The 19,720-nt window shown below is 57.2% G+C and carries 21 protein-coding genes; 11 read left to right on the forward strand and 10 right to left on the reverse strand.

Features of this window, described 5'->3' with window-relative positions:
• Positions 1–260: hypothetical protein (locus FY112_RS27040; RefSeq protein WP_151519696.1), on the reverse strand; the 260-nt coding region annotated here is incomplete at its 3' end.
• A gap of 158 nt (positions 261–418) precedes the next feature.
• Between FY112_RS27040 and FY112_RS27045 the strand changes: the two genes are divergently transcribed.
• The 3 genes from FY112_RS27045 (at position 419) to FY112_RS27050 (ending at position 2,084) form a co-directional block, all read left to right on the forward strand.
• Positions 419–919 carry a ProQ/FINO family protein gene (locus FY112_RS27045; RefSeq protein WP_151519729.1) on the forward strand — a complete coding sequence of 167 codons (501 nt, stop codon included), beginning with the start codon at positions 419–421 and terminating at the stop codon, positions 917–919.
• Positions 920–1,229: 310 nt separating this feature from the next.
• A complete protein-coding gene (locus FY112_RS36940; protein ID WP_157626458.1) occupies positions 1,230–1,406 on the forward strand; it encodes a hypothetical protein in 177 nt (58 codons plus the stop codon).
• A gap of 192 nt (positions 1,407–1,598) precedes the next feature.
• Positions 1,599–2,084, forward strand: coding sequence for a hypothetical protein (locus FY112_RS27050; protein WP_151519697.1), 486 nt, complete (start codon positions 1,599–1,601; stop codon positions 2,082–2,084).
• On the opposite strand, the gene FY112_RS37215 is transcribed toward FY112_RS27050, so the two are convergent.
• The 5 genes from FY112_RS37215 to FY112_RS27070 form a co-directional block, all read right to left on the reverse strand.
• Entirely contained in the window at positions 2,077–2,226 is a 150-nt protein-coding gene (locus FY112_RS37215; protein ID WP_210384810.1) for a hypothetical protein, read from the reverse strand. The two genes, FY112_RS27050 and FY112_RS37215, sit on opposite strands and share 8 nt — an antisense overlap.
• A 1,057-nt stretch (positions 2,227–3,283) precedes the next feature.
• A complete protein-coding gene (gene repC / locus FY112_RS27055; protein WP_017958508.1) occupies positions 3,284–4,498 on the reverse strand; it encodes a plasmid replication protein RepC in 1,215 nt (404 codons plus the stop codon).
• 154 nt (positions 4,499–4,652) lie between these two features.
• Positions 4,653–5,696: a plasmid partitioning protein RepB gene (gene repB, locus FY112_RS27060; protein ID WP_017958507.1), complete on the reverse strand. Its 1,044-nt coding sequence runs from the start codon at positions 5,694–5,696 to the stop codon at positions 4,653–4,655.
• The gene (repA, locus tag FY112_RS27065) at positions 5,693–6,904 is read right to left on the reverse strand and encodes a plasmid partitioning protein RepA (RefSeq protein ID WP_026158447.1); all 1,212 of its coding nucleotides are present in this window, start codon (positions 6,902–6,904) and stop codon (positions 5,693–5,695) included. The genes repB and repA overlap by 4 nt, the downstream gene beginning before the upstream one ends.
• Before the next feature lie 408 nt (positions 6,905–7,312).
• Entirely contained in the window at positions 7,313–8,461 is a 1,149-nt protein-coding gene (locus FY112_RS27070) for a site-specific integrase (protein ID WP_151519698.1), read from the reverse strand.
• Positions 8,462–8,649: 188 nt separating this feature from the next.
• On the opposite strand from FY112_RS27070, the gene FY112_RS27075 reads away from it, so the two are divergent.
• Positions 8,650–9,795 (forward strand): RHE_PE00001 family protein, encoded by a 1,146-nt coding sequence (locus FY112_RS27075; RefSeq protein WP_151519699.1) that lies wholly within the window; start codon positions 8,650–8,652, stop codon positions 9,793–9,795.
• Between the two features lie 96 nt (positions 9,796–9,891).
• Positions 9,892–10,482 (forward strand): sce7726 family protein, encoded by a 591-nt coding sequence (locus FY112_RS27080; protein ID WP_077980501.1) that lies wholly within the window; start codon positions 9,892–9,894, stop codon positions 10,480–10,482.
• Here the strand turns inward: FY112_RS27080 and FY112_RS27085 are convergent.
• The 3 genes from FY112_RS27085 to FY112_RS27095 are packed head-to-tail and all read right to left on the reverse strand — an operon-like array spanning position 10,436 to position 13,294.
• Positions 10,436–11,518 carry a beta family protein gene (locus tag FY112_RS27085; protein ID WP_077980500.1) on the reverse strand — a complete coding sequence of 361 codons (1,083 nt, stop codon included), beginning with the start codon at positions 11,516–11,518 and terminating at the stop codon, positions 10,436–10,438. The two genes, FY112_RS27080 and FY112_RS27085, sit on opposite strands and share 47 nt — an antisense overlap.
• Entirely contained in the window at positions 11,515–12,777 is a 1,263-nt protein-coding gene (locus tag FY112_RS27090; RefSeq protein ID WP_077980499.1) for an XRE family transcriptional regulator, read from the reverse strand. The genes FY112_RS27085 and FY112_RS27090 overlap by 4 nt, the downstream gene beginning before the upstream one ends.
• Positions 12,764–13,294 (reverse strand): hypothetical protein, encoded by a 531-nt coding sequence (locus FY112_RS27095; protein WP_245310580.1) that lies wholly within the window; start codon positions 13,292–13,294, stop codon positions 12,764–12,766. The genes FY112_RS27090 and FY112_RS27095 overlap by 14 nt, the downstream gene beginning before the upstream one ends.
• A gap of 280 nt (positions 13,295–13,574) precedes the next feature.
• On the opposite strand from FY112_RS27095, the gene FY112_RS27100 reads away from it, so the two are divergent.
• Positions 13,575–14,390 (forward strand): alpha/beta hydrolase, encoded by an 816-nt coding sequence (locus FY112_RS27100; protein WP_246700755.1) that lies wholly within the window; start codon positions 13,575–13,577, stop codon positions 14,388–14,390.
• A gap of 45 nt (positions 14,391–14,435) precedes the next feature.
• On the opposite strand, the gene FY112_RS27105 is transcribed toward FY112_RS27100, so the two are convergent.
• On the reverse strand, positions 14,436–15,245 hold the full coding sequence (locus tag FY112_RS27105) for an SDR family NAD(P)-dependent oxidoreductase (RefSeq protein ID WP_151519700.1): 810 nt from the start codon (positions 15,243–15,245) through the stop codon (positions 14,436–14,438).
• 46 nt (positions 15,246–15,291) lie between these two features.
• Here FY112_RS27105 and FY112_RS27110 point away from each other — a divergent pair, with 46 nt between their 5' ends.
• From FY112_RS27110 to FY112_RS27130, 5 genes are all read left to right on the forward strand, one after another.
• Positions 15,292–15,678 (forward strand): helix-turn-helix domain-containing protein, encoded by a 387-nt coding sequence (locus FY112_RS27110; protein WP_151519701.1) that lies wholly within the window; start codon positions 15,292–15,294, stop codon positions 15,676–15,678.
• Positions 15,679–15,833: 155 nt separating this feature from the next.
• The gene (locus FY112_RS27115; protein WP_077980748.1) at positions 15,834–16,367 is read left to right on the forward strand and encodes a TetR/AcrR family transcriptional regulator; all 534 of its coding nucleotides are present in this window, start codon (positions 15,834–15,836) and stop codon (positions 16,365–16,367) included.
• Between the two features lie 80 nt (positions 16,368–16,447).
• The gene (locus tag FY112_RS27120) at positions 16,448–17,866 is read left to right on the forward strand and encodes an MFS transporter (protein WP_151519702.1); all 1,419 of its coding nucleotides are present in this window, start codon (positions 16,448–16,450) and stop codon (positions 17,864–17,866) included.
• Positions 17,867–17,954: 88 nt separating this feature from the next.
• Positions 17,955–18,710, forward strand: a complete 756-nt coding sequence (locus FY112_RS27125; RefSeq protein WP_151519703.1) for an SDR family oxidoreductase — start codon at positions 17,955–17,957, stop codon at positions 18,708–18,710.
• Between the two features lie 269 nt (positions 18,711–18,979).
• Positions 18,980–19,669 carry an aspartate/glutamate racemase family protein gene (locus FY112_RS27130; RefSeq protein WP_151519704.1) on the forward strand — a complete coding sequence of 230 codons (690 nt, stop codon included), beginning with the start codon at positions 18,980–18,982 and terminating at the stop codon, positions 19,667–19,669.
• Positions 19,670–19,720 lie beyond the last annotated feature (51 nt).

A 19,720-nucleotide genomic window follows, 5' to 3' on the forward strand; every position in this document is an offset into this window, starting at 1 on the left:
GAAAGACCGTAAGTGAGTTTCGAACTGATCGGCTTGTCCGAATAGGCATAATTCACGTCGACGAGCAGGATCGGATCGCCATCGCTGTCTCGATCGGCCCGAATGTCGGCGCCAGAAAACCCTGCCTGGCCGAGGCGATCACGGAGGACCTTCTCAACGGCCGACTTGGTGGATTTCGATATGGTCTGTTCGTCGCTCATGTTTGCAATATAGAGGATTCTGCCAAGGACCGCCACTCCCGCGGAGACGAGGGCGAGCATTTCCGTAGCTCATGCGCAGACTGTTCTGTACCAAACAGCCGGATGAAGCGCAGTCGGGCCTTGAGATCGGCTGCCGCAATATGCATTTCTGCAACAAGAACAGCTTAGACGATGTAGATCCCAGCCTCGCAGGGAAAGAAAAGATTGGGTTGGAACCTATGACAAAACCTTGGACAGTCAGCCGCGGCCCGATCGTAGCTTCGCAGATCGACATCCAGAAAGCAGACGCCATAAACGCTTTGCTAGTATGCCCGGTCGGGATCCTGCCGGCAAGGCCAGGCGATCCTATCCGACCCTTTGCTATCGGGCTCTTTGAGGAAATTCGCCTGCTTTTGAAACCCGGTGTTGGCATGACGACGTTGCGCCGCGCGGTTGCTGCCTTTGTCCACTCCAAGCGATATTATTTCGCGAGCGCCCAGCCCAATTCCGTTCGCCATGATCTGGACGGTAGGCCGCTGGAAGCCCTGATCGAGGATGATCGCATGACGGCGCAGAACCGTCTTCTAGGTTTGAAGCAAAAGACAACCGGCGGTGAGCGAAACTCAGAGCCGTCTTCACCCTCCCCTTCCTCGACGTCAGGCGCGACAAAATCAGAACAGATCCGTGCGAGCCTTCTCGGCCGCGGAAAAATGCAGCACACCTCGTCCATCTCGTCTTGAGCCGACGTCGACCACCACCCCAATCGCTTCTCAAACGATAGACCCTCGACTGCCAACGAGGATATTCACCCCTAAAAATCCGGACGTAGATGCAACACGCAAAAATTACACGTACCCAGCACCCGGTCGGCCATGGCGGCTTTCACTCCGGATTGATCTCGACTGTCGAGGGGTCGCCCGACGGCGTGCGCTCTGCCAATGAGCGCCCCATCACAAGCTTTTCCTATGTCTATGACTGCGGCTCGGAACGAAGCGACGCTTTCAAAGTGAAATGTCGCTCTACCGGGCAGCATGCGACGGAAAGACGGACGTGCTTTTTGTTTCACATCTTCATGCTGATCACATCAACGGCATCGATCGTCTGCAGGCAATGGCGCCAGCGAAGACGGTCATCGTTCCTTACCTGGATGTTGTAGAGCGCCTGCTTTTCGTGCTTTCCGATTTTGAGCGCGGTACGGTAATCCCGATCGTCGCTCGACTACTTTGAGAGCCCCGTAGCCTGGTGGCTCGGGAGAGGTGCGGAGCGGGTCATCTTCCTTCAACCGGGGGGCCTGAGGATATCCTTCCTCCGCGTGGCGCGGAACCCGACGGACCGATCGACGGCCCGTCCGCTGGACGCCGGATACGACTTGATGACGCTCCATCCAAAGGCTCGTCGGCAAACAGACTGGCGACTTACTTGCGTGCCCCACACGGGCCGATCGCTGAAAAGCTCACTCCTGCGGATCCGACAGCGCGAGAGACGCAAAACGGCGCCTATGTGGCTGCATCCGGCTCGTATCTCCAGCTTGAGTGGCAATCCTTTACAGGTGACGCGTGGCGCAGGGGCGATTGGGTTCTCCTGCCCTATGTCCATCCGGTCGATGATCCCGCCCGAAAGCGGTTTCTCCGGGACATTAAAAAGGTGCTTGGTTTCCGGGGAAATGACGAGGCAAAGCTCGCCAAATCGCTGCTTGAGCACATACGCTCTATGGAAAGTGCCAAGCGGCTGGTCGAAATCTACACCCGGCATTTTGCCGGAGGACACAATGCGATTTCGATGTCACTTTACTCTGGACCGTTATCTCAACGCGCCGTCGCAAGCTCAAGCCACACCGAGCCATCCCGGCAATGGGCGCTCCTCGCTCGATGGACCACCCTACGGTCGCTTCTTCTGGTCACATGATGGCATCGGCTGGCTGGGAACGGGTGACGCCGCGCTTCGGCATGATAAATGGCGCCAGCCATGGCGGACGTTTTTCGAAGGCTTTGATGACCGAATTGCGGTCATGACATTGCCACATCATGGTTCCGCCAATAATTTCCATCCGGAAATCCTTGGGTTCCGAGCATTGCGGTTCGCGCTTGCCACGACTGTCGAGGCTCGAAACCGCGTGTCTCGCCTGAGAGAGACGCTCGGCGCGGTTGAACACGCGGGTATTCATACACGAGTTATCGACGATGGACGCTTAAGCCGTTTCACTGTCACTTGCGAACGTAGCGTGGCCTAGGCGGCCGTCGGGCGAGCCTATGCGCGAAAATGTCGTTTTGCATTTATTGTAAGATCCCGCTCCCACCGAAATCACAAGTCGCACGATGAGGAGACGAGGTTCGCCTCCCGCGCCTCCGTGTGCGGGCAGACGGACGTCGGGCAGCCACGGCAAACTCCGCCTGCGGTGGAATTGAAGCTTGTATGTTCGCCACCCCACCCAGCACTCGCTGCCCTTCTTGCTCTGCCTCGCCGGACGAGCAGCTCTGATAATGTGTTTATCAAAACTGTGAGGGGCGAGCATACTGGCGGCGCGTAGGCTTGGTCAGCGCCCGACAGCCGGTCCTGCTACGAGTTCTTGGAGATGAACGATGATCCCGTCACGATCCCGCAGACTTTGCACGAGGCATCCGAAGCAGGAAAGTACGCGGCACCCGCGGGGTCCACACTTTTCAAAAGCCCGCGCGCCGCTCAACTCGAAGAACCTGGCGGCGACGAAGACCGTTGGTCTGTGAAACCGATGTGATTTCAGTCGCTTGAGGCGGTTAGTCACGACTAACGCCCAATAAGCTCCCGTCAGCGACGCCTGTTGAGCAATTCCAACGAACGCAAGCACCTGTCTTCCACCCGATTGTCTGAGAACTGAAAGCCAGACCGGTTCGAGTGTTTCAGACCATGGTAGGTAAAGAAATTACCGAGATTCTCACCAGCAACTCTACAGCCAGCACTAAACTTTCCCTCCCCCGATGTCCAATATCGCTATGCCTGGATTGCAGTAGAACGAATTTTGCTGCCAAACCGCAAAATTCGCGGGCTAGAAGACGGAAACGCCAAGCAGTCCAGAAACACCTTTTTATATCAGTCGCTTAGCGAAGTTAGTCGCAACTAACGGCGATTTACACCGCTTGAAGGAGCCTGCCACCATTGTTGCGGAGTAGCGCCATGATCACCGGACCGAGAGAAAACTCATCCCGCTCGGCTCGCCGTGTGAGATCCCGCAGATATCCACCTGGGGAATTGATCAGATTAGCGCGCTCAAGAATGCAACCGACTGCCACCGCGGCATTTTCCGGCCCCATGACCTCGCACGCATCTTGGTAAGCAGATGGGCTGATTCCCAGCATCGATCTCACCACGACCGCTGCCGACATAAGATCACGCCAGCTACCGACAGCTCCGCCCGGTCCATAGTCAGCCAACTGCTGACAGGCCTTCAGCACCACACCAAGAGAGAAAGCCTTCAGCGGCTCGACCTTTGGCTTGTCGGGTTTGCTCGGCTTCACGCCCTGCTCTTTTTCAGAGCTAGGTTCAAATTCATAGATGGATTCGGGATTTGAATTCTGTATATGCTGCTCAAATTGAGCATCATTGGTGCTACTGAGTTGTGAATTCTGCTGATCTTCCAATCGATTAATGATCTCGTCGCGAAGAAGCTCCATCTCGTCCAGAACACCCGCTACATCTTCCATGGTCGGGGACCGGGGAATACGGGCAACGAGTTCAACATAGATCGCTTCAATGGTTAGCCAGTCGCCCTCGGCACCCTCCTCCATTGCTGCTGAAATCAGCTTGCGAACGTCACGGCGGCAGATCGTCAGGTTCTCCTTGGCTTTCCGGAATGCGGAACGCGCGGCAACGACTTTCTGCGCGATGAAAGCCAATTCTTCGGATCGGGCGAGCATTGGTGAGAGATCAAAGCCGAAGGCATTCTCGATTTCACCAGCATTGTTCTTGCGCGCGAAGCGTTTGCCGTTCGCGCTGTCCTTCCGAACGATCAGCCCGGATTCCACCAGCAATGCAAGATGACGGCGAAGTGTTGCTCCGGCCATGCCATGGGCGCGCAGAATCAATTGTGCGTTCGATGGAAACACCACCAACTGTGCCTCCTGGCGCAATTCGTTCTCCGGGTAGAAACTTAGCAGCGCGTCGAGCACAGCAAGGCTGCTCGACTGCAGGCCGAGCGCTTCCCTAGCCTCTGAAGCGTCCCGGAAGACCTTCCACTTTTCGACCGATTTTCCCGCCTTAATCTCTCTTGTAGCGACCTGTCGCTTCACGAGAGCAAGCGTCATAGACCGCCGCCCAAAGGGCGTCGTCACACTTCCTGTTTGCATCCTCTTTCACCTTTCAAAAGGCAAAAGAAATCGGCTCACCAAATCGGCGCCAAGACTCTTGACGAATATCCGTGGAAGTGCGATTCTCAGGTTGCTTAGATCTGAAAGAGGTTTCCACGACGGCGACGTTTTGGGGGCCTTTTTCTTTTTCCGCTTAATCTCCGTTGTTCAACTGGTCTTGAGTAGTGTTCCTGGAGCGATGCTCCTCGAAGAGCGCTGGCAAACGCTCCAGGACAAAGGCGGCGAAATCTGGCATCTCGCGCCGATCGATCGACAGGTCCAACTTGGTTTTGCTCTTCGTTACCTGGGCCAAACGTAGCCCCGTGGGCGTTGTCAGGAGATCCGGTAGTCCGCGCTTGGTTGGTGTAGGTTTGAGGCTGGCGACGAGCGACTTGAACCGGTCGGGCGAGGGCAGGGCTTTCGCCTCGGCCGATCGCAGGAAAGTCGAAGCCTGTTCAAGGTCATCGTCGCGCGTGAGAAGCTCGGCGAGAGCCACCCAACTTTTCAAGCCAATCCCGGGCGCCGAGCCGATTGCGTCGACAATTTCCGTGGGGATGCGGGTCACCACCGACAGCATGTTCGAGAGATCGCTTTTGTAGACGGACAACGCTGCCATCACGACATCTCGTGAAAATTGCTCGGTCAGCCGGGAGGCGAACCGCGCCTTTTCTATGAATGTCAGGTCCTGGCGTTCATTGTTCTCCTGACCTTGGGCAATTACGAGCTGCTCGTCTGTAAGTTCCCTGACAACCGCCTTGACGGGCAGGTTGAGTTCCGAGACTGCGCGCAAACGACGGTGCCCAAATGCGACTTGATAGCGCCCCGGTGCCTCGGGGTGAGGGCGCACCAGAATAGGGGTCTGCTGGCCTTGTTCGCGGATCGCTTCAACAAGACCGGCAATATCACCGGGCATGCGGTCTTGAACGAAAGATGGATCGACCGTATCCGTATCGAGTTCGATGATGGTTTGGCCCTCAGCCAGGCGTTTTTCGATTTCTTCGGCGCGCTCAAACCTCGCCTTACCTTCTGCGAAAGCACCGCCAACCTGGCTAGTGAGACGCGATGATGCCGGTGCCGCTCCTTCCGCTGGTGGGGAGCCCATGAGCGGAAGAATGCTTCGGCTCTTAATCGGTCTTTCAACCGGCGCCGCGACGGCGGCGGTTGGCTTAGGGGTGCGGAGGATGTCCTTCCTGCTCATGACTTTCTTCCCCATGCTTTCTTGATCAGCGACTCGATCTCGTCGTTGACGTTGTTCATCGCCTCAAGCGCGCGATCATAAGTGGCCCGGGTGAATTGGCCTCTCTCCACCTCGAAAAGGGTCTGGTTCGTGAGACCGGCATCGGAAACGGCCGTTGTCTTCAGCATCGGGAAGTTTAGAACATTTTCTCCGAAAATCGCCCTGAGATACCCGACCATCTGGTTCTGTGGCCCATCACTCGGCTCGAACCGCGTCACGAGATAGCGCATCCAGTTATAGTCGAAGCGCGCACCGTGCGATGAGATCTCCCGGAGCAGATCCGATGTCATCGACAGAAACTGATTCATCGACATGACGTCGAGCATCTGCGGATGCACGGTGATCAGAACCGAGGTGGCTGCGGTCAGGGCGGAGAGGGTGAGGTAGCCTAGTTGTGGCGGGCAGTCGATCACCACAACGTCGTAATTGGGTGCCACCTGGTCAAGCACCTCGCTGATCCGGTGGAAGAACATGGTATCGCCGATCTTCCGCTTCATCAGCGCCCGCGGCGTATCGTGTTCGAACTCCATAAGTTCGAGGTTGCCGGGGATCAGATGAAGATCAGGAATGTAGGTCGCGCGAACAATCTCGGCCATTGGGCGAGCGTCGTCGTATCGAATCGCACCATAAAGCGTCTCGTTTACGCCGACATCGGTTTCTGGCTGGTTGCCAAAGAGTGTGGACAGGCTCGCCTGCGGGTCAAGATCGATAGCGAGCACCCGGTAGCCGCGAAGCGCGAGATACTGGGCCAGATGAGCGGCAGTCGTGGTTTTGCCGGACCCGCCCTTGAAATTCATGACTGAGATAACCTGCAACGCTTCATCGTCGCGGCGGTGTGGAAGATAGCGGCGATTGCCACGGCCCACCTGGTCGAGGTGCTTGCGGATCTTGTGCATGTCCTCAACGGAATACGACCGGCGCCCGGTCGGACTGGTGCTGACCTGGAGACCTTCGAGTTCGTTTGCGAGCTGGCGCAGATATACTTCTTTCACGCCGACCAGCTTTGCTGCCTCCGCTGGCTGAAACGTGCGGATGCCCTTTTCCGCCGTAGGGGGAAAGGTCGCGAGCTGATGCTCTTGCAGTTGCGCCGACAAGGAACGAGAATGGCGCTCAATCAACCCCATCAGGTCTTCATCTTTTGGCGGTAATTTTGCAGCGATTTTGGGCATCCCCGGACCTGATTTCTTGAAATAGCGCTTCTGAGCGGAATTTCCTAATCACTCCGCTGCTTGCAATAAGCATCGATTCTAACAGGCTGGCAAGCTATTTAAGGTTAACAAAACCTTAATGCCGACCGTCGCTCGTGCAAAGAGATCTAAACATTATTGTGCAACAACAAGATGTTATCGAGGGTGTATCTCCGGATGCCGTTTTCACCCGTACACCGGAATCTTCGAAGCAATAGGCGCAAGGGATACATTTTGCGGTGGCGACAACCCATCTGGCGACTCAAATTAGCATCCAAGCGAGTTCACTGACGAGAATCATTGCCACCAGCTAGGGCGGAAAAACGGCCGCTGTGGGGTTGCAGTCCAATGCAGCTGCTCGGGTTTAAGAAAATCCTCCTCCTCCCGCAATTAAAGCATACGAACAGCCCGTCCGCTTCGACGCGTAGCATTATTGTAGTAGCTCGATGCCTGCTGCACCGACCGGTGGCGCGACTGCTCCATCGCCTCGGGGAGGGGAATGCCGCGATTGGCCGCTTCCGTCAGATATCCCGATCGGATCCCGTGCGCGGAAAACTCCCCAGCCTTCAACCCGGCCATCTCGGCCCGCTGCTTGATGATCGCATTGACCGACTGCGGATCGATCGCCCGCCGCGAAACCGTCCCCCAGCGACCGATGCCCCGAAACACGCTTCCACTGTCGATCTTGGCTGCCGCCATCCAGGCATTTAGCGCCTCCACCGGCCGGCCGGTCAGATAGACGGTATCGTCATGTTCCCCGGAGGTGGTTTTCGTGCGGCCGAGATGGATGGCGAGAGAGGGGAGGGGGTCGGCGTCTTCGACGGGGATCGGCGGCTCGACGGCCAACTGTTCGCGGCGCAGCCCGGCGATCTCGCTGCGCCTCCGGCCGCCGGAGGCGAAGGCGACCATCAAGATCGCCCGGTCCCGGAGATCGCGCAGGCTTTCGGTGGCGCAGGTCGCCAGCAGTCTTGCCAGCACATCGCCGGTGACCGCCTTGGCGCTCTTGCGACCACGCTGTCGTGGCGCGGCTCGGATCGCCAGCCGAATGGCTGATTTGAGGGCAGGGGAGGCGAAGGCTCCCTCCAAGCCGCGCCATTTCGTCAGCGTCGACCAATTCGCCAGCCGCCGGCGCACCGTCGCTGGCGCATGCGGACCGACGGATTTGAGAAACCCCTGGCTTCGAAGGTTTTGGTCGACATCGGCCGGCATGCCGTGATCCGGATCGGTCTCGCGGTGTTGCGGATCCCAGAGGTGATGGGCGACGAACTTTAGCAGCAGTGCCTCGGGCGCCGGCCAGGGCAGCGACTGTCCGGTCGCCGCCAATCCCCAGGCTTCGAGATAGGTCAGATCCGAGGTTAGCGCCCGCAATGTGTTGTTGCCCATGCCCTGGTTGACCAGATGGCGCAGCGTCTCGACATCCTGGTCGGTGAGCAGTTCGGCGAGTTCGTCGCGGCGCTCGATCGGCAGTACGGCGGCGATGGTGTCGAGCTCTTCGGCGCGGCGCTCGACCGCGGTCAGTGATTTCTTTGGTTTGGCCACGGGCGCTCCGAAAGGACGGCTTCATCGGCCGCCGGGACCGTGATTTTGCCGCGATTCTTCTGATTTGCGACTCCAGATCAACTACCATCGATAACCAGTACTTATCGATGGTTAGAAGCCCGACCCACAGTACCATGCGGTGACGGACATAAACTATCCGCTGGTGTCCGTTTAGCAAATCCTTTACCATGATTTCAATGTCTTACGATCTAGCTAAATTGCCTATCCAGACCCTGCTGCGGCCGATTTCCGACGCGGGTTCGGCGTTGACCCGCCTCGATGAGCGCATCGCCCGTTCTCCGGTGGGCGATGGCTGGATCGAGCGGACGCATTTTACCGACGCCTGCGCCTCGCTGTGGATCGATGGCGAGCTCGTGCATCTCGAGGATCTGGTGCTGCACGACGCCACCAAGGATATTCGCACCCCGACCCATGAGCTGACCATCGCCCGCGACGTGCTGCGCACCCGCCGGCGCATTTGTGGCCAGCCAGCCGGCTGGGCGCTGTCGCCCGACGGTCTGCGCAGCCTGCGGGGCCAAGCGACGACGGTGGCATTGGATGGTGTCGCTGCGAGCGGCGATGACGAGCCGGTCGCCGACGGTCTGGTCGGAGGCGGGGAGGGGGAGAACGGCGATGGCGATGACACTCGGTTGGACAACGAATTCGCCGCCATCGATGCCGTGCTCGCCCGATCGACTGCGGCCATCGAACAGGCAAAGCAGCCCGGCCCCGCCTTAAGCGCGAGGGCCCGGGAAAAGGATCCGCTGGTTTACGATCTCGACTGGGATGAGGACGAGCGGCTTGAAGAGTGGCGCCGCGTGTTGCAGCAGACGCAAGAGCTACCCGCAGTGCTGCAGGCGATGCTTGCTCTCGATGCCTGGAATCAATTGTCGGTGCTGCAGCATGCGCCCTGGCTTGGAAGGCTGCTTTCAGCATCGATCATGCGTCAGGCCGGGCTGACGACGGCGGCGCATCTGGCCGCCTTCAATCTCGGCCTGAAAACCATCCCCGTCGATCGCCGCCGGCATCGCGACCGGGAGGCCCGGCTCCTCGCGATTACGCATTGTATCCTGGCGGCCGCCGAGATCGGCCTTAAGGAACATGACCGGCTGGCGTTGGCGCGAAAAATGATGGAGCGCCGACTGATCGGGAAACGCACTTCGTCAAAACTGCCCGAGTTGATCGGTTTGGTGATCTCGCGGCCGCTGGTGTCGGCCGGAATGATCGCGAAAGAGCTTGCCGTCACGCCGCGGGCGGCGCTGCGGATCATTGAGGAGTTGGGTTTGAGGGAGATGACGGGGAGGGGGAGGTTTCGGGCTTGGGGAGTGATCTGATTGCTAGACCGTCGCCACATGTGCCGGATCAATGACAAGAATTAGAACTTGGCTATCATCTCGAAATCGGCCAGTAGGTGTGATAGGGGAAAAATCATGCTCGCTACGAATGATCAGGAAATCAGAGCCGCGCTTCATCATAAGAAGCTTCGGTCATACCAGAAGGCCCGCAGTGCCATCATCGTCGACGAACTTGGTTTGTCTCATGCCAGGGTAAGGATCGATGTCGCGGTTATATCTGCGGAAGTCCACGGTTTCGAGATCAAAAGCAGCCTCGATACGCTTGATCGACTTCCGGGGCAGCTCGAGTTTTATTCGAAGGGTCTAAGCAGGCTGACACTTGTTTGCGCCGACAAGCACCTGGCGAAGGCAGAAAGGATCGTCCCGGACTGGTGCGGGCTAATCCTTGCTGAAAAAGGATCGCGAGGCGGTATTACGTTTGAAACAGTGCGGCGCGCTCGCGCCAATCCATCCGTCGATGCTATTCAAGTTGCTCACTTGCTCTGGCATTCGGAAGCTGCCGAGCTGTTAGCAGGGTTCGGAGCGTCGCCGCGTGAACTCAAGCGAAGCAGGCTACAGCTCTACATCGATTTGGCCGCTCAGATGCCGATCGCGGACTTAATTGCAGCGATCCGAAATTTCATGGCCCAGCGCTCGACGTGGCGAGATCAGCCAGCACATGCATGATGTGATGGCTGATCCCATTTTCCTTCCAGCGCGTGAGATTTGACGGCGTAGCTAACTTCTTCGCACACAGGTCGATGTACTCGTCGCCCGCTGAAAAATGAGGGCCGCAAAACTGGCCCGATCTCAGAATGCTGTCGCAATGCGTGTGCATCTGTCCCGGGTCAGATCTGAATGCCCCACCCTTTCGAACATTCCATGTGTCGCCTGCCGTATAGACGAGCTTGCCCGCTGGCTTCAACATCCGCATGTCCTGAGCGGTGAATTCGGGGTGGACAATCGTGTAATCTCCAAAGTTCGGGATCCGCCCAATTCCGGCAAGCTTGGTGCGCAGTGTTTTGTAAAAGACCCAGTCGTGCCGCGGCAGGTGTCCACCCGGTTTGTCGATGCCAAGTATCTGCGGAAAGCCAGTGCCGATCACCACCAGAGAGCGGTAGCTGATCAGCGCAGACACGTTGTCCATCGCCGCTATCAGCCCATCTGCGAAGTCTGCGTAGGGCTGAAAATTCGGCGCGCCAAGATCGATGATGAGGTCTGTGTGCTCTCGCGTGAGACCAATCGAAGAGATCAGTGCGATTAGTCGTGCATCGAAGTTGGGCTTCATAACGTGCTCAAGGCGAGCTCGGATACCGACACCGAGCTTGTCGATTGTTGCGATGCCAGCCACGACAGCATTGACGGCCGGCGGGGCGTCCAACGAGGTGATTGGCACAGCCCTCGATCCGAAGCTCCGTATCTCCTCGAATACGTACGACATGGGCGTTCGGCCATCCGCCATGCTTGTCGTGGCTATATTCGTATGGACGTCGATCCACGCGGGTCTCTTGCCCCACTTTTGCTGGTAGCGCTTCGGAAACGTCTGCACCTGCTCTTGAACCGTCTTCTTCGGTCGACCTTCCTCGAAATCGTATTCCGGCTCCGGAACAAGTATGAACGGAACGACGAGCTGCTTTGCCGCGTCACTAAGTCGGAACAGCGCTTGGTATTCGCCTTGGCGCCATCGCAGTGACGGAACATACGTGCTGGGAAGTAGCTTCATTCCGTCAATCCCTCAAACTGCGTCCGAACGGTTCCCGACCCGACCAGATTAGTGAAGAGGCGAAAATCGTTTCTCTCCTTCCTGATCCTGCCAGCAATGATACTTGCACTGATCCCAAGCTTTTCTGCATCGATGAGGACCGCTTCTTCCGTCAGCGCAAATCGAGATAGGCACTTGCGCCAAACGTCTTGCGGAATGAGCTGATCCAGGGAAAACTTGTCCGCGTCCTCCTCATACTGGTCGCCTTGATGGCCATCCTCTTCGTCGAAAAAATCGAACCGAAGAGAGTTGTATAGATGCAGGAATACGTGTCCCAGTTCGTGGAACAGGACGAACCAGAAGTTATCCAGGCGATCGAACCGAAGGGTTAGGGCAACAACTGGATTTCCAAATGGAGCGACCATGGCCGCGCCATCAAGATAAGTTCCGGGAAGATGATTTTGAACGATCATCCCAATGCCGTTTTGGCTGAGCAGATCCTTGGCCTTGCGGGGTCCGTCGCTGTCCTTCGTGAGAGCGACCAACTGACCCAACCAACGATCGTTCAGGCTGAACTCTCCTATCAAGCCCGCATTGAAATCATCGGTTGCCTTCTGAAGCACGCGTGCTTGCCACGCTAAGAGAGCGTGTTCGTTTGGTGCGTTGCCACTATGCATTTTTTTGCGGTGAAGAGCCGTCGCGAACTGAGGCCCGGCCACCTGATGAAACCAGGTGCGAGCTGACGTTGCCAAGTCATCACCCTTGATCCAACCGCGTCTAGCCATCTCCCGAAGCGGGAATTTGTTCCATTCAATGGAACCAGCATCAGACCAGGCATAAATTGCCCCCTCCGAACGCTCTTCACCTGATCCGTAGGATGCAGAGACGCGAACGCCCAACATGCTGGCGACTTCCATCAGGCGCGCAAGGCTGGCGCTCATGTAGTTAGTTGCTTCGTATCGCTGCACTTGTTGCGCTTTCAGGCCAAGACGCTCAGCGAGATCTGTTTGGGACAGGCCTCTTGCGATACGCGCCTGTATTAGAACGCGGGGCAGCTCTTCAAAGGAGAATTCCTCCGTGAATCCAGCAGCTCCAGACTTTAGATAGTCGTACTCTGCCATCTCTCGCTGAATGTCCGCGATTTGGCTTTGGAGCGCATTGGACTCGATTTGCTTCAACCAATCTAGCCTACCTTCGCCAACTTGGTCAGCGAACGCAGCGGTTCTCAGATTGTTGAGCTGTTCCTTCGATACTGCGTACTGTCTATCACTGAATATCATGAGCTAGCCTCCGAAGGATCGTCGCATCCGTCATGATCGAAACTTCAATAATTCCCTTTTTCCCACCCGAATGTTTTTCAACCTGGAAAAAGTCCAAGAACGCCCGTCCAGAGCCAGCTTCCACGATGCTCGAAGGGAAGAACTCACCCCCGAAACGAGCCTTTTGTCGGGCTCTCCCATCGCTGAAATCCGTGAACACGGGATCGAGGAGGGAGCTGAGAACCCCAGCTGGATCCCAACATGCGTCGTAGTCACCTGGGATCGGTTTAGCTGTGACAAAGCTTCCGTCCAGGTAGATTTTCGAACATCCGGCCCTCACCAACGCAGTGGCGCCATCGACCAACCCTGAGAGCAGTGTGCGGCGCCGCTCGTTGTATCCATATGCAATTTGTATCTCATCAAGAGACGCAGGATGAATGCCGCTCGGCAGCACATCCCAAGGAGAACCGGATAGGGAAACGAGCGCTGGAATCATATTACAACAATAATGTTGTAAGCGAAGAAAGGCAAGGGGCAACTTATCCGATCGGCGATGGTATGGGCTCTTGCGGCCTGCTTCCACCCGATGTTGTGACTGCGTCGCAGTCGAGGTGATTTCTGATTTCTCGTTGTTCAGTTCCAGTTCGAAATGCGATGCGGCCTGACGCAGCGCTGCGATGATGTCCTCGCCTCATCCCCCACAGTCCATTAGCGTAGAAGCGCAAGCGTCACTGTCGCGCCTGGTCGACGAGAACGGCAGCCCCATCAATGCGCGCTATGAAATGCCGTCTCCGGGCGATTTCTCAGGATGGATGACGATGAAAGCCGCAGCAGATGCGCACTACGCCGCTGCGATTAAAGGGCTGGCGGCGAGCCGCAGTCGACTGTCGAGACGATCACCGTCGAACATGCAACGATCCATGTCGCGACGCCGCACGGGCAATTTGATGCTCGTGGCGCACTCATCGACCTGCACGGCGGCGCATTGGTGTTCGGCGGTGGAGAGGCCTGTCGCGTCAGTGCGAGCCTTCGGGCGGACCAGCATGTCGTTCGATGCTAACGGCGTCGATTACCGGATGCCGCCTGAGCATCCATATCCGGCCGCTCTTGATGACTGCTTGGCCACGTATCGTCATGTCTTGAACGGTCATTCCCCCGACAAGGTGGTCATCCTGGGTAGATCGGCAGGCGGCAATCTCGCGACCGCCATGCTGCTGCGGGCGAGAGATGAAGGCATGCCAATGCCCGGCAGATTGGTCTTGCTCTCGCCACAGGTTGACCTCACCGAATCGGGCGACAGTTTCCAAACCAACCAGATGATTGATCTCGTTCTGCCTCGCCCGCTCAGATCAAACAACCTGCTCTACGCCGGTGGTGCGGATCTTTCCAATCCCTATCTATCGCCGCTCTTTGGCGATCTGCGGGGCTTCCCGCCGACGTTTCTGCAGACCGGCACGCGTGACCTGTTCTTATCGAACACGGTGAGGATGCATCGAACCTTGCGAAAAGCTGGCGTGGAAACCGAATTGCACGTCTTCGAAGCCATGCCCCATGGTGGCTTCATGGGTGGGACGCCGGAAGACCAGGAACTCGAAGCGGAGATCCGCCGGTTCGTCATGGCAAGCTGGAACTGATGCGGGGAACCCAGACAGGTTTGGCGCCGCTCCTCTGTTGTCCTGCTACATCCCTGGCCACATTCCTCCGTCAAGTCGGAGGTTTGCCCCTGTGATATAGCCGGCACGGGGGCTCGAGAGGAACGCGATCGCATCCGCAATCTCCTCGAGGGTTCCGACCCTTCCAAGGGGTACCTGAGCAAACATTGGCAGGATCTCCCTCTCTATGTCGTTCCAGGGGGCGTCAATGGCCATCCCCCTTTCAATGGCTTTCTTACGGAATGCGGTATCCAAGCTAATGCTATGCACCGTTCCAGGCGAGACGGTGTTTGCGGTGATGCCGTGTGCGGCAACGTCTTTTGCGAGCGACGCCGTCATCGCGATCATGGCTGCCTTGGCGGCAGAGTAGTCCGGTCGACTTGCGGGCGGCATCAGGGCCGCCATGCTCGAGATGTTTATGATCCGACCCCACCGCGACGCTTTCATTGCGGGCAGAACGAGCGAGATGATCCTCACAGATGCGAGCACGTTCCTGTCATAGACAGCGGCCCACGTTTCAGAGTTTGTCGAGGCCCAATCCTCTGCCGAAGCAGATCCGCCGGCATTGTTGACCAGGATGTCGATCGATCCTGCTGCAGCCTTCGAATCCCTAACAAGACGATCGACCTGATTCGGCACTGTTAGGTCGCCGAATACCGCGAATGCCTGCCCCCCAGAGGATATGATGTCACGGGCGACTTCCTCTGTTTTCATTCGGTCGCGACCGTGGACAAGAACGGTCGCCCCTTCCTTTGCGAGGCCTCTGGCCACACCCTCGCCAATTCCCTTACTGCTTCCCGTTACGAGCGCAACCTTGTTTTGGAGTTGTAAGTCCATGATATTTGATCCGTGTTATCGTCTCCGGCAGATATGAGGTTTGTCGATGAAGCAGGCAATTACGCACTTTAAAGTGCCTGTCGAGGACACGTCGACATGCCTTGGAGCCGACGGATCTGTCTCTCATGTCAGCAGGGTGCTGCGGATGATCACAGGACGTTGGAAACTGCCGATCCTTTTCCGATTGTTCGCCGAGCCCTCTTTGCGGGCATCGCAGTTCATGCGTGGTATACCGGACATATCCCAGAAGATGCTGACGCAGCATCTCAGGGAACTTGAAAGTGACGGCCTCATAAGCCGACACGACTTTCAGGAGCAGCCTCCTCGAGTCGAATATTCGCTGACTTCAGCGGGCCGCGGGCTTATGCCGATTGTGATGGCGGTCAGGGAATTCTCTCGGGACTATCCTGTCGATCCGACTGTCGGTCACTGACCTGGATGCCGAACGCTTGACGAAGCATTCCCAAAATATCACTTGCATTATGAACCAAATGGTTCCAAATAGTTGCTATGGTAAAGCGCAATCAGACATCCGCATCCGTTGGTCGCCCTCGCGAATTCGAACTCGATCAAGCAGTTCGCAAAGCTATGGACGTCTTTTGGACCCGGGGATATCACGATGCATCTCTTCCCGACCTGCTCGAAGGCATGGAGCTTTCCAGAGGCAGCTTTTATAAGGCTTTCGTCGACAAGCGAGGCGTCTATCTGCGCGCCCTCGATGCTTACATCGAGGACGCCGTTCGCTCGGTCGGTGAAACGCTGCATTCCAATCCGTCGCCCAAAGCCGCAATTCGAGAAGCTTTTTCTCAACAAGTGGATCAAGCATCGGGAACGGAAGGTTTGCGTGGATGCTTTGTCGTCTTTGCAGCCGTCGAGATGCTTCCAGAGGATAAAGAGGTCGCACCACGTATTTTCCGGCTGTTCAGGCGGCTGCAAGATCTTTATGCGGCGGCGATCATAAGAGCGCAGGCCTTGGGCGATATTGATCCCGGGCTGGATGAACGAACGCTTGCCAGGTTCCTCGTGTGTCAGATTCAGGGCATGCGGGTTTTGGCCAAGGCAGGAGCGGATCGCGCTGAGACGAGGGCCATGGTCGAACTGGCGCTAAAGGCGCTTGGCTGACTTCAATTTGGAACCAAACGGTTCCAAATTTTTAACATTGCAAACCGTCGATCGGTTTTTCGGCCGATGTGGAGACACTTATGAGAGACACCAGCAATCCCAATGATAAACTCGATCCACGTCGATGGATGGCACTGGTAATCCTTTTGACTGGCGCCTTTTTGCCACCGCTCGATTTCTTCATCGTCAATGTGGCGCTGCCCTCGATCCGGGCGGATTTCAGGGCCTCTGCTTCAACGATGCAGCTGATTATCTCCGGTTACGCCACCACCTATGCTGTGATGCTGATCACTGGGGGCAGGCTTGGAGATCTCTATGGTCGACGAAATGTCTTTCTGGCTGGAATGGTCGGGTTTGCAGCCGCATCTGCCTTATGCGGGTTTGCCTGGTCTCCAGCCGCGCTGATCGTCGGCCGTTTCCTTCAGGGGTTTGCAGCGGCAATTATGGCACCGCAAGCCTTGGCTTCCATCAATGCAATTTTCCCAGACCACGAAAAATCAAAGGCCCTCGGCTTTTATGCCCTGACATTCGGGGTGGCATCGATGGTTGGTCTGTTTCTCGGTGGCGCGTTGATTGCGCTTGATATCCTTGATCTTGGATGGAGAGCCATCTTCCTCATCAACCTGCCGGTTATCGCGGTCGCCGCGCCGTCCGCCTTCATCACGTTGCGGGAAACCCGATCGCAGCACCCAAGCAAACTGGATCTTGGCGGAGCATTGCTGATCGCGATTGCGCTGTTTGCACTGATCGCACCGCTGATCGAGGGGCGGGAGCAGGGGTGGCCGATCTGGCTAATCCTGATGCTTGCCACGTCCCTCCCGTTTTTCCTCCTGTTCTGGCGGCATGAGAAACATCTGGAGTCGACGGGGAGAGATCCGATTCTTGCACCTAGCCTGCTGCAAAACCGTGGACTCATGCGCGGGCTGCTGGCTGCCTTGTTCTTCTACGCCCTTGCGGCCTTCTGGCTGATATTCTCGGTCTATCAGCAGGGTGGCCTTGGTCGGACGCCTTTCGAGGCCGGGCTGGCGATCCTTCCTGCGGCCGTCGGCTTCGTCCTTGGTCCTTTTGCAAGTGAGCGCATCCTCAGCGTCTTCGGAAGATTTTCCGCCGGCGTCGGGATGGTGCTGCAAGCTGCAGGGTTGTCTGGAACGGCGGTCTTGATCTCGAATGGCCTTCCGCGATTCCTTTTTGTTGCGCTTTTTCTCATCGGGGCGGGGCAGGGGATCGCCCTTCCAAACCTGGTGAGGAGTATCGTGCAAAGGGTAGACAGAACGCAGTCGGGATTGGCCTCCGGTCTCGTCAATTCGATGTTTCAGATTGGCGGTGCGTTGGCAGCCGCAATCGTTGGCGGATTGTTCTTCTCGATCTTGGGATCGGCCACAGACGTTCAGTCCATTGGCCAAGCATACAGCGTTGCAGCCGTTGCAATTGCCATTTGTCTTCTCATTGCGGGATGGCTTTCCGTCAGCCTGACATCGACCAAACCGTTACGTCCATGAGCAGGGCCATTGCAGCGCATCGTCAGCCGATCGTGCGGAAACGGCGTGAAACTCCCGAGCAAAACAGAAACATTCAGAGGTACTCTCCATGAACAACATCTCCACACTACCTCTCGCCGGCAAGCGCGCGCTGGTCACCGGTGCGGCACGCGGTATCGGTGCGGCCATCGCGCTAAAACTGGCCGAGGACGGTGCCGACGTTGCGATCACCTATGAGAAGTCGGTCGAGAAGGCGGAAGCTCTCGTTGCCGAGATCCGCGCCATGGGTCGAAAAGCGATCGCCATCCATGCCGATGCCGCGCGCGTAGAAGCCGCAAGGGCCACTGTCGAGCAGACCGTCGCCCACCTCGGCGGCCTTGATATTTTGGTTAATAATGCCGGCGTCCTTTTCGCAAGTGATTTCTCCACGCAGCCACTTGAGGAGATTGACCTGCAGCTAAGCGTCAATGTTCGGGGCGTCTTTTTGATCACTCAGGCGGCGCTGAAATACATTCCCAACGGAGGTCGCATCATCAGTACCGGCAGCAATGCGGGTCTGGCTGTGCCGTTCGCGGGGATCGCGGTCTATGCCGCGACCAAGTCTGCGCTGGAAAGCTTCACGCGCGGTCTCGCACGTGAGCTGGGCTCTCGGGAAATTACGGTCAATCTGGTTCGACCAGGTCCGATTGATACTGACATGAACCCTGCCGATGGCGCGCTCGCAGCCGCGATCCTGCCAAACCTCTCGATTGCTCGATACGGTAAAACCAGAGAAGTCGCAGTGGCCGTCGCCTTTCTCGCGGGGCCCGGTGCAGCCTACATTACCGGCTCAGGCATTCTCGTCGACGGCGGCATCAGTGCTTGAGCAATTGACATGAGGCGGTCCCTCGCCGCTCCACCCTGTAGGTGATAACGCGGAATTTAGGCGCGCATTGGCCGCGGAGTTCCCTCCGCTGCACTGTGCGCGTAAATTTGGCGAAGCGGACGGCGGCCATCATTCAGGAATTTCTCTCACTCAGTTGGTGGTTTTCCTGACGTTGCAATCGTACCGGGGTAGCGAATATGGGAGGCCTGGTTTCTGCTCAAGCGCCCGTTGAGCGGTAACAGGCCTAACGTATGAACATGGAGAAACATTTGAAGACCATCGGCATACTTGGCGGAATGTCCGCGACATCAACCCAGATTTATTACCGAGAACTCTGCAGGCTTACCCGCGAGAGCCTGGGGGGACTTCATTCTCCCGAGCTTCTCATACGGTCTGTCGACTTCGACGAAATCGAAAAGTTGCAGGCATCCTCCGATTGGGACGCGGCGGGCCACATCCTCAATGAACATGCTATCGCGCTGCAGCGCGGAGGTGCTGACCTCCTCATCCTGGCGACGAATACCATGCACAAGGTGGCGGACAAAATCGTGGGCGGGGTGTCGATCCCGTTCGTGCACATCGCGGACGCAACTGCGACCGCTATCCTCGACGGCGGTTTCCGCAGACCGGGTTTGATGGCAACCGCCTTCACTATGGAACAGACCTTCTACACCGACCGCCTCATCGCTCAGGGACTGTCGCCAACGATTCCTGAAGCTGATGATCGAGCAGAAACCCATCGTATTATCTATGACGAGCTGTGCCGCGACATCGTTCGCGAAGAGAGCCGCTTGACCTATCAGCGGATTGCGCAGCGCCTGGTCGACAAAGGCTGCGACTGTCTTATCCTCGGCTGCACCGAGGTGGGTATGCTGTTGAACCAGGATAACATTGGCGTTCCCGTCTTCGACACGACCCTCATTCATTGTAAAGCCGCCCTTCAAGCTGCTTTACGATGATATGTTGCGTCTTTGACGGTCGATCGATTGTGAGAACGATGAGGGGCAATG

Origin of the sequence: Rhizobium sp. PEPV16 (assembly GCF_008919455.1) — a bacterium.
GTDB classification, from domain to species: domain Bacteria; phylum Pseudomonadota; class Alphaproteobacteria; order Rhizobiales; family Rhizobiaceae; genus Rhizobium; species Rhizobium leguminosarum_Q.

Excerpts from the sequence above, each read along its gene's own strand:
- FY112_RS27045 (WP_151519729.1), top strand. The coding sequence starts at position 419 with ATGACAAAACCTTGGACAGTCAGCCGCGGCCCGATCGTAGCTTCGCAG.
- FY112_RS37215 (WP_210384810.1), bottom strand. The coding sequence starts at position 2,226 with ATGGAAATTATTGGCGGAACCATGATGTGGCAATGTCATGACCGCAAT.
- repC (WP_017958508.1), bottom strand. The coding sequence starts at position 4,498 with ATGCAAACAGGAAGTGTGACGACGCCCTTTGGGCGGCGGTCTATGACG.
- repB (WP_017958507.1), bottom strand. The coding sequence starts at position 5,696 with ATGAGCAGGAAGGACATCCTCCGCACCCCTAAGCCAACCGCCGCCGTC.
- repA (WP_026158447.1), bottom strand. The coding sequence starts at position 6,904 with ATGCCCAAAATCGCTGCAAAATTACCGCCAAAAGATGAAGACCTGATG.
- FY112_RS27075 (WP_151519699.1), top strand. The coding sequence starts at position 8,650 with ATGATTTCAATGTCTTACGATCTAGCTAAATTGCCTATCCAGACCCTG.
- FY112_RS27080 (WP_077980501.1), top strand. The coding sequence starts at position 9,892 with ATGCTCGCTACGAATGATCAGGAAATCAGAGCCGCGCTTCATCATAAG.
- FY112_RS27085 (WP_077980500.1), bottom strand. The coding sequence starts at position 11,518 with ATGAAGCTACTTCCCAGCACGTATGTTCCGTCACTGCGATGGCGCCAA.
- FY112_RS27090 (WP_077980499.1), bottom strand. The coding sequence starts at position 12,777 with ATGATATTCAGTGATAGACAGTACGCAGTATCGAAGGAACAGCTCAAC.
- FY112_RS27100 (WP_246700755.1), top strand. The coding sequence starts at position 13,575 with ATGAAAGCCGCAGCAGATGCGCACTACGCCGCTGCGATTAAAGGGCTG.
- FY112_RS27105 (WP_151519700.1), bottom strand. The coding sequence starts at position 15,245 with ATGGACTTACAACTCCAAAACAAGGTTGCGCTCGTAACGGGAAGCAGT.
- FY112_RS27110 (WP_151519701.1), top strand. The coding sequence starts at position 15,292 with ATGAAGCAGGCAATTACGCACTTTAAAGTGCCTGTCGAGGACACGTCG.
- FY112_RS27115 (WP_077980748.1), top strand. The coding sequence starts at position 15,834 with ATGGACGTCTTTTGGACCCGGGGATATCACGATGCATCTCTTCCCGAC.
- FY112_RS27120 (WP_151519702.1), top strand. The coding sequence starts at position 16,448 with ATGAGAGACACCAGCAATCCCAATGATAAACTCGATCCACGTCGATGG.
- FY112_RS27125 (WP_151519703.1), top strand. The coding sequence starts at position 17,955 with ATGAACAACATCTCCACACTACCTCTCGCCGGCAAGCGCGCGCTGGTC.